The 14,701-nt window shown below is 62.6% G+C and carries 12 protein-coding genes; 3 read left to right on the forward strand and 9 right to left on the reverse strand.

The features are described from left to right. Positions 1 to 52: 52 nt before the first annotated feature. Positions 53 to 355, reverse strand: coding sequence for a hypothetical protein (locus tag J0W34_RS05800; protein ID WP_227817813.1), 303 nt, complete (start codon positions 353 to 355; stop codon positions 53 to 55). Positions 356 to 472: 117 nt separating this feature from the next. Next, positions 473 to 1,333: a spherulation-specific family 4 protein gene (locus tag J0W34_RS05805; protein WP_230971019.1), complete on the reverse strand. Its 861-nt coding sequence runs from the start codon at positions 1,331 to 1,333 to the stop codon at positions 473 to 475. A 234-nt stretch (positions 1,334 to 1,567) separates the two neighbouring features. Here J0W34_RS05805 and J0W34_RS05810 point away from each other — a divergent pair, with 234 nt between their 5' ends. Together J0W34_RS05810 and J0W34_RS05815 are read left to right on the forward strand one after the other, a co-directional pair. Next, positions 1,568 to 3,388 (forward strand): DUF1800 domain-containing protein, encoded by a 1,821-nt coding sequence (locus J0W34_RS05810; RefSeq protein WP_230971020.1) that lies wholly within the window; start codon positions 1,568 to 1,570, stop codon positions 3,386 to 3,388. Positions 3,389 to 3,420: 32 nt separating this feature from the next. Further along, positions 3,421 to 4,641 carry a DUF1501 domain-containing protein gene (locus J0W34_RS05815; RefSeq protein WP_230971021.1) on the forward strand — a complete coding sequence of 407 codons (1,221 nt, stop codon included), beginning with the start codon at positions 3,421 to 3,423 and terminating at the stop codon, positions 4,639 to 4,641. 4 nt (positions 4,642 to 4,645) lie between these two features. On the opposite strand, the gene J0W34_RS05820 is transcribed toward J0W34_RS05815, so the two are convergent. Together J0W34_RS05820 and J0W34_RS05825 are read right to left on the reverse strand one after the other, a co-directional pair. Then, the gene (locus tag J0W34_RS05820) at positions 4,646 to 4,912 is read right to left on the reverse strand and encodes a hypothetical protein (RefSeq protein WP_230971022.1); all 267 of its coding nucleotides are present in this window, start codon (positions 4,910 to 4,912) and stop codon (positions 4,646 to 4,648) included. A 71-nt stretch (positions 4,913 to 4,983) separates the two neighbouring features. Further along, positions 4,984 to 5,445 carry a hypothetical protein gene (locus J0W34_RS05825; RefSeq protein WP_230971023.1) on the reverse strand — a complete coding sequence of 154 codons (462 nt, stop codon included), beginning with the start codon at positions 5,443 to 5,445 and terminating at the stop codon, positions 4,984 to 4,986. 122 nt (positions 5,446 to 5,567) lie between these two features. Here J0W34_RS05825 and J0W34_RS05830 point away from each other — a divergent pair, with 122 nt between their 5' ends. Further along, positions 5,568 to 6,329, forward strand: a complete 762-nt coding sequence (locus tag J0W34_RS05830; RefSeq protein WP_230971024.1) for an HAD family hydrolase — start codon at positions 5,568 to 5,570, stop codon at positions 6,327 to 6,329. A gap of 81 nt (positions 6,330 to 6,410) precedes the next feature. Here the strand turns inward: J0W34_RS05830 and J0W34_RS05835 are convergent, their stop codons facing one another. From J0W34_RS05835 to J0W34_RS05855, 5 genes are all read right to left on the reverse strand, one after another. After that, complete coding sequence (locus J0W34_RS05835; RefSeq protein ID WP_230971025.1) at positions 6,411 to 7,199, reverse strand: TIR domain-containing protein; 789 nt, start codon at positions 7,197 to 7,199, stop codon at positions 6,411 to 6,413. A 177-nt stretch (positions 7,200 to 7,376) separates the two neighbouring features. Then, positions 7,377 to 9,194 carry a DNA helicase RecQ gene (gene recQ, locus J0W34_RS05840; protein WP_230971026.1) on the reverse strand — a complete coding sequence of 606 codons (1,818 nt, stop codon included), beginning with the start codon at positions 9,192 to 9,194 and terminating at the stop codon, positions 7,377 to 7,379. A gap of 127 nt (positions 9,195 to 9,321) precedes the next feature. Continuing rightward, positions 9,322 to 10,116: a hypothetical protein gene (locus J0W34_RS05845; protein ID WP_230971027.1), complete on the reverse strand. Its 795-nt coding sequence runs from the start codon at positions 10,114 to 10,116 to the stop codon at positions 9,322 to 9,324. Between the two features lie 263 nt (positions 10,117 to 10,379). Beyond that, on the reverse strand, positions 10,380 to 11,312 hold the full coding sequence (gene cysK / locus J0W34_RS05850) for a cysteine synthase A (protein WP_230971028.1): 933 nt from the start codon (positions 11,310 to 11,312) through the stop codon (positions 10,380 to 10,382). 116 nt (positions 11,313 to 11,428) lie between these two features. Then, positions 11,429 to 14,650 (reverse strand): GGDEF and EAL domain-containing protein, encoded by a 3,222-nt coding sequence (locus J0W34_RS05855; RefSeq protein WP_230971029.1) that lies wholly within the window; start codon positions 14,648 to 14,650, stop codon positions 11,429 to 11,431. Positions 14,651 to 14,701 lie beyond the last annotated feature (51 nt).

A 14,701-nucleotide genomic window follows, 5' to 3' on the forward strand; every position in this document is an offset into this window, starting at 1 on the left:
ACCGAATGAAAAAAAGGCCGCACATGTCGCGGCCTTTTTTCATTCGGTGCGTTCAGAGTCGGGACAGGGGCGCCTCTGGCGGTTTGTCGCGCTTGACGGGGCGGGGTGTGTCGGCGCTGCCGGCCTTGCGCCGTCTCAGCAGCGTCAATTCGTCTTTATGGCCGGGTGGGTAGTGCAGCAGAGCGCCATAGTTGGTATTGATGAGCAGGCCGCGTTGCAGATAGGCCCAGCGCTCCAGCGGATACTCAGGCTTGAAATGCCCGGCATCCAGGTCCACGACTACCGTCCCCCGGTAACGATTGTCCACCTGGACTTCATCGCCAACCTCGACATCCACGCCGTTCTTGTACTTCATGGTGTCATCCTCCATCAGGTACGGTCTTTTGACTGGATCAAACGATCATATGACATGATGGCATGCGGATCGGGAATGACGAGGACGTATTTCACGGCCGTATGACGACAGCGAATGTCACGCCGTCCTGGTTTGACCGGGTTGGCGCCGGAGGCTGATGCCGGCAACCAGCGCCAAGCCGGAAACGAAGAGCGCGACGCTGCCAGGCTCCGGTACGGTGGAGACGGCTTGCACGGCGGCCGCTTCGCTCGTCCAGTAACCGGGGAGTCCTTCCCAGGCGCCGGCACCGTCGATGTCGGTGACCAAAATGTAGCCATAATTGTTCGCGGCTGCCTGATTCACCAACGACTGCATGGTGGCTTCGTTCGCCCCATAGACCAGCTGTGCGAAGCGGTCAGCCGTGTAGTTGCGCTGGTAGCTCGCCGGGGTGTGGCTGCCGAGTGCGGCGGCCGAGGATTCGTAGGCCACCAGCGTGTCGAACAGGGCCAGATAGCCCTCGTCAGCGGTGGTGCCCGGGTTGGCGATGGTCCGTAGGGCGGGCGAGATGTCGGTGATGTGATCGCTGATCTCGCTGTAGTGGCCGAGCATGTTGGTGCCGGTGGCCATTTCATCCAGAAAGAAGCCGTCGATGTCGTACATGCTGTTGAACGCGTCGAGGTCGGCGGTGACGGCGCTCAGATCACGGGTGCCCCAGGCGGTCGACACATAGCCGTACAGCGTGGCGCCAGCGGCGTGCAGATCGGCAATCACCGCCTGATAATCGCTGTTGACGGTGCTGCCCGGCCCGCTGTTGGGGTTGATGATCACGCTCAGGGGCTGTTGCTGCGCGGTCTCGACCAGTGACTGCCATTGCGCCACATGGGTACTCGGGTAGAAGTACCCCGGCACCAGCAACTCAAGCGCGTGTGCCGGTGTGGCCGCCCATGCGGCGAACGACAGCGCGGTGTATCGGAGCATCTTGCTTGTGGTGTGGGCCATGGTGAGCTCTCCCATCGTCTAACGATCAGGTCCGCATCATGGCACAGTGGATTGCGGATGTCATAGACCGGCGGGTGCCTGCCTCGTGCTCGCCGACAAGACGCACAGATGGGTTGCCGGGCAAATTCCCCGGCAACCGACACGCTTTTGCCCAGCCAGTGGTGGCCGTCTGGCCTTCCTGCATGACGTCCCTACAATTTGCGTCATGAAACCGTGGCTCGACTGGAGATGGGAATGAACACGTGTGTCCGCTGGCTGATGGTGCTGAGCGCAATCTTTTCGGCCGCACCGCTGTTGGCTGCCTCGAACTGGACGGGCGACCTGTCGCCCCTGCCGGCCGAGGACTGGAGCCGGGAGCGCGCGGCACATTTGCTCGACCGTGCCGGCTTCGGCGGCACGCCGGCCCAGATCGAGGCGCTGGCGCAGTTGAGCCCTCGGCAAGCCGTCCGGCAGCTGGTTTATTTCGAAGGCGCGGCTGATGGCGATCTGCCGGCCTTTGAGCACTCGGGCGTCTGGCAGCCGGGTATCGACGAACTGCCCCCGAGCCGCCCGGCCACCACGACACTCGCCAAAAAGACAGGCGAGGCCATCGGTGTGAAGGTCAAACCCGCCGGCAACCGTCCGTTGCAGCCGGTGGTCAATCAGTTCTTCTACTGGTTGCGTGCCAGCAAGCTGGAGACGGGACGGTTGAGCTACTGGTGGGCCAATCGCATGCTTGCCTCGCCGCGCCCGCTGCAGGAAAAGATGGCCTTGTTCTGGCATGGTCACTTTGCCACCAGTGAAGACAAGGTGCGCGACTACCGCAAGATGCTGCAGCAACTCGAGCTGTTCCAGGCCAAGGGCCTGGGCAACTTCCGCGAGTTGCTGATCGACGTGGCCAAAGGGCCGGCCATGCTGGCCTACCTGGATGCCGGCATCAACGTGAAGGACGCGCCCAACGAGAACTTCGCCCGCGAGATCATGGAGATGTTCACCATGGGCGTGGGCCACTACAGCGAGCACGATATCCGCGAGGCGGCCCGTGCCTTCACCGGCTGGAACTTTCAGGGGCTTGAGTATCGCTTCAATGCCGACAAGCACGATGAAGCCGCCAAGACGGTCCTCGGGCGCACCGGCAATTTCGGGGGCATCGAGGTGATCGATATCATCCTCGAGCAGCCGGTCACCGCCGACTATCTGGCCAGCCGCATTTACGCGTTCTTTGTGCGCACAGCACCCGATAGCGACTTGCGCAAGCGCCTGGGTGAGCTGTTGCGGGAAAAGAACTACGAGCTCGCCCCCTTCATGGAGGCCGTCTTTCTCTCGAAGGACTTTTATGCCCCCGAGTCGATGGCAAGCCACATCAAGAGCCCGGTCGAACTGCTCGTGTCCACCTATCGCAAGCTGGAACTGGAGGCCATTCCCGGCGTGCCCGATTTCAACGAGACGACGGCGGCGCTCGGCCAGCGGCTGATGTATCCACCCACCGTTGCCGGTTGGGCCGAAGGCCGCGCCTGGGTGACGCCGGGCCTGCTCATCCAGCGTGGCAACTTCGTGCTCGATGTGGTCTTTCCGGACATCAATTTCCTGCCCACCGACCGCTATCCGGTCTATGCCACGGGGGCTGAGATCCGCCAGGTGCACGAGCGCCTGCGTGCCGGCATGGATATCTCGTCGGCGACCAAACCCGCGGGCATGGGTGAAAACACCGACGTGATGGCCATGGCCAATCGCAATGTGGATCGAGACGAGGATTTCAACACCCGGTACGGCAGCTACCGCGGCTGGCAGATGGCGATCGAGCGCGTCAAGCCGATTCCGCGCATGCTGCCGCGCCTGGACCTCACCGGCTTGGTGCTCGATGCCGGTTGCCGCAAGCCCATGGATGCGGTGCGTCATCTGGAGACGCGTTTTCTCTCCGTGCCGCTGGACGCGGCGACACGTCGATCAATGGCCGATTTCCTGACCACGGAACTGGGCACGGAGGATCTGAGCGCCGCCAGAAGCTATGCCGAAGAGAGCTTGCGCCTGACCCTGCACGTGCTTCTGAGCCGCCCTGAATACCAGCTGAACTGACCGCCCGGATCGGCCACGCGAGGAACCTGATCATGTTCAATCACGACACCAATACCACCCGGCGGCGCCTGCTCAAGGGCGCGCTCGCCGGCCTCGGCCTGCCCGCGCTGACCGGCGCCGGCCTCTTCCCGGCCATCGCCCGCGCAGCGGCAGCCGCGGCGGCGGATGATCGTATTCTTGTGGTGCTTGAGCTCTCCGGTGGCAACGACGGTCTCAACACCGTCGTGCCTTATGGCGACGATGCGTATTACCGGCTGCGCCCCGAGATCGGATTGCGCGCCGACGCGTTGCGCAAGCTCGACGACCATTATGGTTTCAACCCGGGCCTGGCCGGCTTCGAGCGGCTGTGGAAAGACGGGCAGATGGCCATCGTGCATGGCTGCGGCTACGACCAGCCCTCGTTCTCGCACTTCAGCTCGATGGCGTACTGGCACACCGCCGCGCCCGGGGGCGGCGACGACTATGGCTGGTTTGGTAGACTGGCCGATCAGATTGCGCCGCACGCATCGCCCAACCTGCTCATCAACATCGACGCCACCCAGTCGCTCGCGGTGAAGAGCCGGCTGCACACGCCGGTGGTGTTCGACGACCCGGACAATTTCATGCGTCAGGGCTGGCCGCAGGAGCGGCATCTGCTCGATGGCATTGCAGAAAAGGCGCAGGGCAACCCGAGTCTGGCCTACCTGAACGACGTGGCCCGTAGCGCCCGCGATGCCTCCGCCCTGGTGCGCGAGGCCTGGCAGCGTTATCGCACGCCCATGGACTATGGCATCAACGACCTCGGCCTCAACAAGATCGCCGCCTGCATCGCAGCCGGTCTGCCCACGCGGCTCTACTACACCGCGTACCGGAACAACGCCTTTGACACCCACGTGCAGCAAAAGGCGCTACACCAGCGACTGCTGACCTACACGGCCGATGCCGTCATGGCCTTCATGCGGGACATGGAGCGCCTCGGTCAGGCCGACAGGGTGGCCCTGCTGGTATTCTCGGAGTTTGGCCGGCGTCCCAAGGAGAATGCCAATCTCGGGACCGATCATGGCACTGCCAATCACATGTATCTGATTGGTAAGGGCGTGCGCGGCGGCCACTACGGGCAGGCGCCATCACTCACGGCCCTGGACGATGGCAACCTGATTCACACCATGGATTTCCGGCGCGTGTACGCCACGGCGATGGAAGGCTGGCTCAACCTGAAGTCGTCCGACGCCGTGCTGAAGGGGCGCTTCGAGCCCTTGCCGGTTTTTGCGTGAGGGGTCAGCCAAACATCATCAGGAGCAGCGAGAGCAGGGGCACGATCGTGGCGATCGCCCAGCAGCGCAGGATCGCGCCAGCGCCGGCCGTGTCTTTCACCGAATAGAGATAGATGCCATTGACCACTGCAGTGGCTGGAATGGCAAACATGCCCAGCAGCAAGGCCGCCAGCCCCAGCCAGGAACCGTTGCCCGTATTGGCTTCGATGATCACGAAGACGATCAGGGCCTGAAGTGCGCAGGGTAGCAAGATGCCCAGCAGGTATTTCATGACATCGGCCTCATGTAGGTCATGGCTTCATGGTCGATCAGCACGCGCGATGGCGCAAGCCCGCACCGGATTCATTCGGCATGGTCCTGAGCGCTCACGTGCAGACGGGTCGAGAAACGCAGTCGACGGCTCACGCCCGGCGGGTCGGAAAGATAAGGCACATGCCATGACGGTGACGGGCTCACACGCACCGTCCAGCGCAATGCGCCCATGAAATCGAAGCTCAGCGCATCGGCCGCATCGACGCTCGGCGAACGAAACAGCCCCGTGTGATACGCCGCGCCAATGGTGACCGACTCGATCAGCTCATGGTTGGCGCTCAGCAGGTGAATATGCAGTGTCTCTTCAAAAGGCACGTCATCGGTGGTGAATATCAGCGTCTCATCGCCCGCTCTCGCGCAGGCTTCAAGGATCTTGCCCGCGACCCGCGTATCGGTGAGCGCACCACCGAGGACCAGACGGCTCACCGGGGGCTGCTCTTCCGTCACCTGCATCGGGGCCAGGGCGATGTGCGAGTCGCTGATCAATTCCATAAGGCCAGACTCTAGCAGGCGCTGCGCGCCCCGTCCGACACTGCTACACTGGCCATTCCATCGCTGACTATCATCCGGCTCACGCCGACCTTTCAACTTGAGGGGTTACAGGAGACAGCGCGATGGCGACCTTGCAGGCTTTGCTTTTTGATGTGGATGGCACGCTCGCGGACACCGAACGGGACGGCCACCGGCCCGCGTTCAACATGGCCTTCGCCGAGGCCGGCCTGGACTGGGTCTGGGACGAAGCGCTCTACGGCCAGCTGCTGGCCGTCACCGGCGGCAAGGAACGCATCCGCTACTACCTGGATGCCTTCAACACCACGTTCGAAAAGCCCGACGACTTCGACGCCTTTGTGAAAGGCCTGCACGAAGCCAAGACCCGCTTCTATACCCAATTGATGGCCGAGGGGAAAATCCCCCTGCGCCCCGGCGTCGAAAACCTCATTCTTGAGGCCCGCGCCGCCGGTATGCGCATGGCCATCGTCACCACCACGACGCCCGCGAATGTTTCCGCCTTGCTCGAAAGCACCCTCGGGCCGGGGAGTGAAGACTGGTTCGAGGTGATCGCCGCGGGTGATATCGTGCCGGCCAAGAAGCCCGCACCGGATATCTATGAATGGGCACTCAGGGAGATGAAGCTGTCACCGGAGGAAGCGATTGCCTTCGAGGACTCGGGCAATGGGGTGCGTTCGTCGCTGGGGGCAGGGGTGAAGACCATCGTCACGGTGAATGGTTATACGAAGGGCGATGATTTTTCGGGGGCGGCGTTGGTGCTGGATCACATGGGAGATGAATTGAGCTTAGGGCCCGATATTTCTGGTAGTTGCATGGCGAAGGTGTCTTTAGACCTGAGTGCAGTTCAGAAAATTTTTGCCCTATGACTAGAAGCGGTCGGTAAGACTAAATGAGACTGATTCGGCAGCTTGGACGTGGGCTTCCCAAGCTCAAACGATCTCTGTTTCTTAAGGCCAGCCCTGAACTTCATAGCCACAAGCTACGAGTTCTTTCACGACTTCTGTCTTCCACGCACCATAGGTGTCGAACCCGACATATACAACTCCACTGATGTCGTTCGGAGTCTCAATCTCACCTTTGACTAAAGCGCATACGTTTTCTCGACCGAGCCTCGCCATCAAATACCCGTGTTCAAAAACGACGTTTTGGCGTGCGCGTTGTCGTGGGGGCACCTTCGTTTCTGTTACCGCACGACCAAGATCGCAGGGAGTATATAAGACGAGAGCAAAGTCAGCGTCGTTGGCATAGCGTTCAATTTTCTCAATGATTGTCATTCCTGAACTTGCTTGTTCATGGAGGATGATCGATTTGAGGCCGATTTTTTCGATAAATCGTGCAACTTCTTGTTTTGTTTCATTATCTCTGCCATGGACGATGAACACGTTGCGTTTGTTTCGAGCCGCTGGCGGGCTGCCTGGAACTGCGGATGAGGTTGTGCTCGAAGCTGCACCAAATTCGAGCATATCCAACAGAGGGGTAAATTCTTGGGATAGGAACGTTCTTCGTTCAGCGTAACTCCCGAACTTTCCTTTGATGAATCCCCAAAACGCTCCCAGATTACGATTAGTGCGAACGAATGATGGAGTAAGTGCTGCCGTTTCTGGGTCTGACAGTAGTTCGTGCCTTAGTGTTTCATATTCCGATGATTCGGCGGGATTTCCTGTCGCATGGGCTACAAGGAGGTTTTCCAAGTAGCTAGCTTTTTCAAACTTTGAGTTTAAAAATTCAATGCCCATGGTTCTGTGGCCTGAGTTAAATGGGTGTCGGCTCGGAATGATGTCGTCGCGAGATGAGGCGGTTGGAATAGTGTCGCAAATTCTCGTCGGTTACACACAAATCATGGCACAGGGAGATTTAATAGGTGGTGTTATCTTTCTTTTCGAAAGGCCTACGCGGTACGAAATTGGTCCAGGTTAACTAAGTGCGCCCTTGCTTGGCGGGGGGGCAGTCAACAGTTCGATCAACGCCGGCCCGTAAGCTTCAAGCTTCCGATCCCCGATCCCCGAGACGGTCCCCAATTCAGCCATCGACGCCGGCTTGCGCACGGCGATCTCCTGCAACGTGGCGTCATGAAAGATCACGTAGGCGGGGACGTTGCGTTCCCGGGCGGTGTCGGCGCGCCATTGGCGCAGGCGTTCAAACACTTCGGCCTCGGCGCCGGTGGGGACGATGCCGCCGCGGCCGGCCTTGAGGCGTTTCTTCTTGGTGGGGACGCGAATCTCGAAGCGGTCTTCGCCGCGTAGCAGGGGGCGGGCGCTTTCGGTGAGCATGAGGGCGCCGAAGCGGTCGTGGTCCACGCGCACGTAGGCGCGGGCGGCGAGTTGGCGGAAAACGCTGCGCCAGGTCTTATCGTCGTGATCGGCGCCGATGCCGAAGGTGGTCACCGACTCATGGCCGCGCTCGACAACCTTTTCGGTGCGCTCGCCGCGCAAGACGTCGATCAGGTGACCGGCGCCGTAGCGCTGGCCGGTGCGGTAGATGCATGAGAGCGCCTTGCGGGCTTCGTCCGAGGCGTCCCAGGTCTTGGGCGGATCGATGCAGTTGTCGCAGTTGCCGCAGGGCTGGGCGTCTTCACCGAAATAGCGCAGCAGATGGATGCGGCGGCAGTCGGTGGCTTCGACCAGACCCACCAGGGCATCCAGCCGGCTGTTGGCGAGCCGCTTGAATTCGACCGAGCCTTCCGATTCGTCGAGCATGCGGCGCTGCTGCACCACGTCCTGCGCGCCCCAGGCCATCCAGGCCTCGGAGGGCAAGCCGTCGCGCCCGGCACGACCGGTTTCCTGATAATAGCCTTCGATGCTGCGCGGCAGATCCAGATGCGCGACGAAACGGACGTCGGGCTTGTCGATGCCCATGCCGAAGGCGATGGTGGCGACCATGACGATGCCGTCTTCACGCAGGAAGCGAAGCTGGTTCTCGTTGCGCACTTCCTGCGGCAGGCCGGCGTGGTAGGGCAGGGCGGTGATGCCGGCGTCGCACAGGGCCTGGGCGGTTTCTTCCACCTTGCGCCGAGAGAGGCAATAGACGATGCCGGCTTCACCCGGATGCTCGCCAAGGAAATCCAGAAGTTGCTGGCGCGGGCCGTTTTTCTCGACCATGCGATAGCGGATGTTCGGCCGGTCGAAGCTGGAGACGAAGCGCCGCGCGTTGGCAAGGTTCAGCCGTTGGGCGATTTCCTCACGCGTCTGGGCGTCGGCGGTGGCGGTGAGCGCAATGCGCGGCACACCGGGGAAACGTTCGCACAGCACCGACAGCTGCAGGTACTCCGGCCGGAAATCGTGCCCCCACTGGGAGACGCAGTGGGCCTCGTCGATCGCAAACAGGGCGATGCCGTGCTGTTCGTGAGTGTGCTCCACCTGCGCCAGCGTGCGTGGGTTGAGCAGGCGCTCGGGGGCGATGTAGAGCAGGTCCAGCTCGCCGCGCATCCAGCGCTGCTCGACGTTGGCCGCTTCGTCCTGCGTGAGACTGGAGTTGAGACACTCGGCAGCGACGCCGGCTTCCTGCAGGGCAGCCACCTGGTCGCGCATGAGGGCGATGAGCGGGGAGACGACGATCGCCGTGCCCGGGCGCATGAGCGAGGGGATCTGGAAGCACAGTGACTTGCCACCGCCGGTGGGCATGAGCACCAGGGCGTCGCCGCCGTTGGCGACATGGTCGACGATATCGGCCTGCTCGCCGCGAAAGGCGGTGTAGCCGAAGACATGTTCGAGAATTTCCAGTGCGCGGGACATCGGTCGGTATTGTACCGGGGTGTCGAGCGATACGTGCGCCTTGAGCCGGCGTTTGGTCGCGCGCTATCCGGCGCGGTTTCCGCCACCTCTTTCCGGCAAGTTCGGTGCTGCGCAGCTCAAGCGCGCTTCAGAGCTTCGGTTTGGTGGCCCCTGCGTTGCGCGTTTCGACTGCGTCGGCCTGCTGCTTTTCAATGGCTTCCATGGCTGCGAGCTGAGCCTTGACCCAGGTACCCGGATCGATCAGCTCGGCCGTGACCCGTTTGGCCGGCTGATTGTCGCCCAGCCCCAGTTTGTAGCTCAGGCGAATCGCGCAGTCGTCCGGTCCCTTGATCAGGCGGGGATTGACCAGGTGCTCAAGGCTTACCCGCCCCTTGACTCGGCGGTAGATGGCATTGACGTACGCATCTGCCCCTTTGCCCTTGGCGCCGGTGACACAGTCGGCCTTGCCCGGTCCACGCATCCAGACGGGGTTGCCGGAAACATTCTGGTCCGGTGGTCCGTACTTCTCCACCAGCGCGCTCCGGTAAACCCCGATGGTGGGCGCGTCAACGTAGTTTTCGATCGTGCGCCGGATGCGAACGAGCCGGCCGCCCTGCGGCGGTGGTGCGAAGCTCAGTTCCAGCTGATCCTTGATCCACTTGCCGTCCTTGAGGACATCGTTGTTGCCATTGATGCGCTCGATGAAATCTGGCGTCTCGTGTCTCTTGTCTCCGTCCATGAACCAGAAACTCGAGCGTGATTCCTGGATCTTGTCGGCCGGCGCGCCGAAGGCGATCAGCGCCTGGCGGGCTTCCTCTGGCGTCATCCCCAGTCGCAGCCCGGCGACGTCCAGCTCTTCGGCCGTGGCGAGACCGGGGAGCGTGAGGAGAAGTGCCGTCAGAACGGAAACAGTGGCGGATTTCAGACACGGTTGGGTCGGCATGAAACTCTTCCCTCGATGGCAGTGTGCGGTTGGCTGTCGGTGGTCTGGCCGGGCCGATCCACCGATGGGCAACCCGAATGGGCGCATGTTGCGCGTGCGCCTTACCGTGGATGTTGCTGGATCGATCAACTTATCCAATATAGCCGAAGCGCATGATCATTCGATGAACTTGTTTCGCGTGCTCTGCCGCCCCCGGGTCTCGTCTGCATCCGTCAACGAAACGGGCGGCCCGAAGCCCGCCCGCGATGTGGCCGAGGCAAGGATCAGACTTCGAGATCCTGGAACAGGGCGGTGCTGAGGTAGCGCTCGCCGAAGGACGGGATGATCACCACGATCAGCTTGCCCGCGTTTTCCGGGCGCTTGCCGATCTCGATGGCGGCCGATACGGCAGCACCGGAAGAAATGCCGACCAGCAGGCCTTCTTCGGCGGCGAGACGGCGGGCGATGGTGAAGGCGTCTTCGTTCTTCACCCGGGCCACTTCGTCATAGACCTCGGTGTTGAGAATCTCGGGCACGAAGCCGGCGCCGATGCCCTGGATGGGGTGCGGGCCTTTCTGGCCGCCGGACAGGACCGGGCTGGCGTCGGGCTCGACGGCCACCACCTTCACATTCGGGTTGCGCTGCTTGAGCACTTCGCCCACGCCGGTGATGGTGCCGCCCGTGCCCACACCGGAGACGAAGATGTCGACCTTGCCATCGGTGTCGGTCCAGATCTCTTCTGCGGTGGTGTTGCGGTGAATGGCCGGGTTGGCCGGGTTGGCGAACTGCTGCGGGATGAAATAGCGGCTGTCGGCCTCGGCCATTTCCTGTGCTTTTCTGATGGCACCGCCCATGCCGTCGGGCCCCGGGGTGAGGATGAGGTCGGCCCCGTAGGCCTTGAGCAGCAGCCGGCGCTCGCGGCTCATGGTCTCGGGCATGACGAAGGCGCACTTGTAGCCGCGCGCGGCGCAGACCATGGCCAGGCCGATGCCGGTGTTGCCGGAGGTGGGTTCGAGGACGATGGTGTCGGGCCCGATCTTGCCGGCCGCTTCGGCGGCGTTGATCATGGACACGGCGATGCGGTCCTTGACGCTGTGGGCGGGGTTGAAGAACTCGAGCTTGAGCGCGATGGTGGCGCCAACCCCTTCGGCGACGCGGTTGAGTTTGACCAGCGGAGTGTTGCCGATCAGGTCGGTGACATTGTTGGCGATGTTCATGGCTGAGACGTCCGTGTTCTTGCGGTTGATCGCTCCATTGTAGGGAGCGAATCGGGGCAGTCAAAGCCTGTTGGGGAATATGCACATAACCCCTGACTCATTGTCAGCGGGACGACTCAGGTGTGCAGCTGGATTTCGCCGGTTTCGACTGCGCTGGTGAAGGTGTCGGCCAAGGCGGGGCGCCCGAAGCGGTAGCCCTGCGCAAGGGTGCAGCCCATCAAGCGCAGCGCACTGACCTGCGCGGCCGTTTCGACACCTTCGGCCAGGACCCGCAGCCCCAGGCTGCGGCCCATGGCGAGCACGGCGGTGACGATGGCGCGGTCGTTGGCATCGGCCGGGAGCCCGTCGACAAAGCTGCGATCGATCTTGAGCATCTGGATGGGCAGGCGTTTGAGGTAGCTCAGGGAGGAAAATCCGGTGCCGAAGTCATCGAGCGACAGGCCGATACCCATCTCGCGGATGCCGTGCAGGGTGGCGATGGCCGGTTCGGCGTCCTTGAGAATGTCCGATTCGGTCACTTCCAGTTCCAGCCACTCGGGGCGGCAGCCTTCCTCTTCCAGGATGGTGCACAGGCTGGAGAGGAAGTCGAGGCGGCGCAGCTGACGCCCCGAAACATTGACCGCGATCGTCGGGGGCGTGAAACCGCGCGCGCGCCAGGTGGTGATGGTGCGGCAGGTCTGACGCAGCACGAACTCGCCGATGCTCACGATCAGACCGGTCGTCTCGGCCAGGGGGATGAAGTCACTCGGCGGGACATACTTACCATCGCCCGTGGGCCATCGGCACAGGGCCTCGAAACCGGTGAGCTTGCCGCTGCCCAGTTCCACCTGGGGCTGCAGCCACACTTCAAAGGCCGAGTCCTCCACGGCGCGGCGCAACGAGGTTTCCATGCGCATGCGCTGGCGTGCGGATTCGGTCTGCTGTTCGGCGTAGCGCTGGATGCTGTTGCGGCCCAGGCGCTTGGCCTGGTACATGGCGGTGTCCGCATTGCGGATGAGGGCGTCCACGTCCGAACCGTCGCGCGGATACATGCTGATGCCAAGACTGGCGCCGACAAAGAACTCGTGGTGATCGACGGTCATCGGCGGATGCAGGCAGGCGAGGACCCGCTCGGCCGCCAGGTCCGCCTCTGCCGGCGATCCGACCTCTTCCATCAGAATCACGAATTCGTCGCCGCCGAGGCGGGCCACGGTGTCTTCGGTCCTGACGGTTTCCACCAGCCGGCGGGCCACATGCTTGAGGACTTCGTCGCCGGTGGCATGGCCGAAGGAGTCGTTGATGTCCTTGAACCGGTCCAGGTCGAGAAAGACGACGGCGACCATGCCCTCGGCGCGCTTGGCGCGGCGAAGTGCCGTGTCGATGCGGTCGTTGAGCAGGACCCGGTTGGGCAGGCCGGTGAGCGCATCGTGGTGGGCCATGTGCTCGAGCTTCTGCTCAGAGTGCTTGACGTCGGAGATGTCGGAGAAGATGCCCAGGTAGTGGGCCACGTTGCCGGCATCGTCGCGTACGGTCGAGATGTTGAGCCACTCGGGGTACACCTCTCCGTTCTTGCGCCGGTTCCACACTTCGCCCTGCCACAGATCCACGTTGTTGATCGACGACCACATGGTTTCGTAGAAATCGTGCCCGTGACGGCCTGAGTGAAGCAGGTTGGGCGTCTGGCCGACTACTTCGTCGGCGGTGTAGCCGGTGATGCGGGTGAAGGCCGGGTTGACCATCTCGATGATGCCCTGGGGCGAGGTGATCACGATGCCTTCGGCGGCGTGTTCGAACACCTGCGCGGCCAGTTGCAGCCGGTCGCTGGTCTGATATTCGGTGGTGATGCGCCGGGCGACGCCCATGATGCCGATGGCCTGGCCGTCGGGGCCCAGTACGGGGGCCTTCATGGTGTCGAAGATGTCACTGCCCCCATCGTGGCGCGAAACCATCTCGGTGCGGCGCAGCGGGCTGCCGCTCTCGAGGACGGTGCGGTCGATGGCGCGGAATTCTTCAGCCTCGCTGCGCGAGAAGTGGTCGTAGTCGTCGGTGCCGAGCACGTCCTTGACCGTGCTGCCGAGCAGGGCGGCCCCTGCTTCGTTCAGCATCTGGAAGCGTCCCTCGGCATCCTTGAAGAAGATGACGTCCGGGCTGGCGTCGATCAGTGCGCTCAGCAAGGCGCGCTGACGGGCCGTTTCTTCATGGAGTCTGGCGCGCTGACGGCTGGCCCGCATGAGGGCCAGCATGAGGGTGGTCATGACCAGAAAGACGAGCACGGCGCCGGTGACCTGGCGCGGGTACTGGTTCAACAGCGAGTCGGGCTGGTTCACGAACACCGTGTTGTCAGGCAGACCCGCGCTGGACAGGCCCCACAGATCGAGCGCGGCCACGTTGATCATGGGCGAATTCGGGCTTTGGTAGACGATCGGGATGTCACCAGCCGGCGTTCCATCGAGAGCCTTCAGCGCCATGCCCGCGGCCACTTCGCCGTGAATGCGATGGCTCATGACCCAACCCCCGACCAGCCCCTCGCGGACGCCATGCTCCCAGAGGTGGAAGACCGGGCTGCCGGCGTGCTTGAGCAGGAAGTCAACACTGTCTTCGAAATACTTCGGCTGGCCGACGCTGTCTTTGTAGGCGGAGAGCAGGAGCACGGGTTCGTTCGCCGGCGTGCGTTCGAGAATCATCGCCAGCTCGGGCCAGGTCAGGCGCTGCAGGTCGTGAGTCACGAAGGGCAGGGCGGGATAGTCATCTTGCAGGCCCATGAGGGCTCGAAGGTCGGACTGGCCGCCCACGGAGCCGTCGGTGACCACGTGCAATGCACGGGCATCGGGCGAGGTCGTGAGAATCATGTCGAGTGTCTCGCGAAGCGAGACGTGCTCCACGACCCCGGTCACGTCGGGCAGGGCGTCTGCGCTCTTGGCGGCGTCGACATTGTTGACCCCCAGGAAAACAATGGGGGCGTTGGACAGCAGTTCCCGATGGTCAAGCGCGTAGTTGAATGCGTTGTCATCAGCGGTGATCACCACTGAAGGCGGTTGTTTCTGCACCCGGTCGGCAAGCCAGCCCGAGAACTTTTCCAGGTAGCTGGGGCGCCGATCGAAACGGGTGTGCATGAACTCCACCTGGAGTTCGACGCGACGGTCGCTCAGGCCGGACTTCACCCCTTCAATGATCTTGCTCGAGGTGGGAAACTCCGGGTCGTAGGAAAGCAGCAGCAGAACATGGGGTGATGCTCCGTCACCCGGAGCTGGTACTCCGGGGGCATCACCAGCATGAACGCCGGGTGCCAGCACGGCCATCCACAACCAGATCAAACCGATGAAGGTCCGGTATCGTTTTGGTCGGGTCGCGGGTTTCATTCCATGCATTCTGTCGGGTCTTGGCGAGCAGATGCCTGCCGGGTCAGCTGT

It is taken from the genome of Nitrogeniibacter aestuarii (assembly GCF_017309585.1).
Lineage (GTDB): Bacteria > Pseudomonadota > Gammaproteobacteria > Burkholderiales > Rhodocyclaceae > Nitrogeniibacter > Nitrogeniibacter aestuarii.

Bases quoted from the DNA above. Each gene is read 5' to 3' on its own strand.
- J0W34_RS05825 (WP_230971023.1), bottom strand. From the start codon at position 5,445: ATGGAATTGATCAGCGACTCGCACATCGCCCTGGCCCCGATGCAGGTG.
- J0W34_RS05830 (WP_230971024.1), top strand. From the start codon at position 5,568: ATGGCGACCTTGCAGGCTTTGCTTTTTGATGTGGATGGCACGCTCGCG.
- J0W34_RS05835 (WP_230971025.1), bottom strand. From the start codon at position 7,199: ATGGGCATTGAATTTTTAAACTCAAAGTTTGAAAAAGCTAGCTACTTG.
- J0W34_RS05845 (WP_230971027.1), bottom strand. From the start codon at position 10,116: ATGCCGACCCAACCGTGTCTGAAATCCGCCACTGTTTCCGTTCTGACG.
- J0W34_RS05800 (WP_227817813.1), bottom strand. From the start codon at position 355: ATGAAGTACAAGAACGGCGTGGATGTCGAGGTTGGCGATGAAGTCCAG.
- J0W34_RS05805 (WP_230971019.1), bottom strand. From the start codon at position 1,333: ATGGCCCACACCACAAGCAAGATGCTCCGATACACCGCGCTGTCGTTC.
- J0W34_RS05855 (WP_230971029.1), bottom strand. From the start codon at position 14,650: ATGAAACCCGCGACCCGACCAAAACGATACCGGACCTTCATCGGTTTG.
- cysK (WP_230971028.1), bottom strand. From the start codon at position 11,312: ATGAACATCGCCAACAATGTCACCGACCTGATCGGCAACACTCCGCTG.
- J0W34_RS05820 (WP_230971022.1), bottom strand. From the start codon at position 4,912: ATGAAATACCTGCTGGGCATCTTGCTACCCTGCGCACTTCAGGCCCTG.
- J0W34_RS05810 (WP_230971020.1), top strand. From the start codon at position 1,568: ATGAACACGTGTGTCCGCTGGCTGATGGTGCTGAGCGCAATCTTTTCG.
- recQ (WP_230971026.1), bottom strand. From the start codon at position 9,194: ATGTCCCGCGCACTGGAAATTCTCGAACATGTCTTCGGCTACACCGCC.
- J0W34_RS05815 (WP_230971021.1), top strand. From the start codon at position 3,421: ATGTTCAATCACGACACCAATACCACCCGGCGGCGCCTGCTCAAGGGC.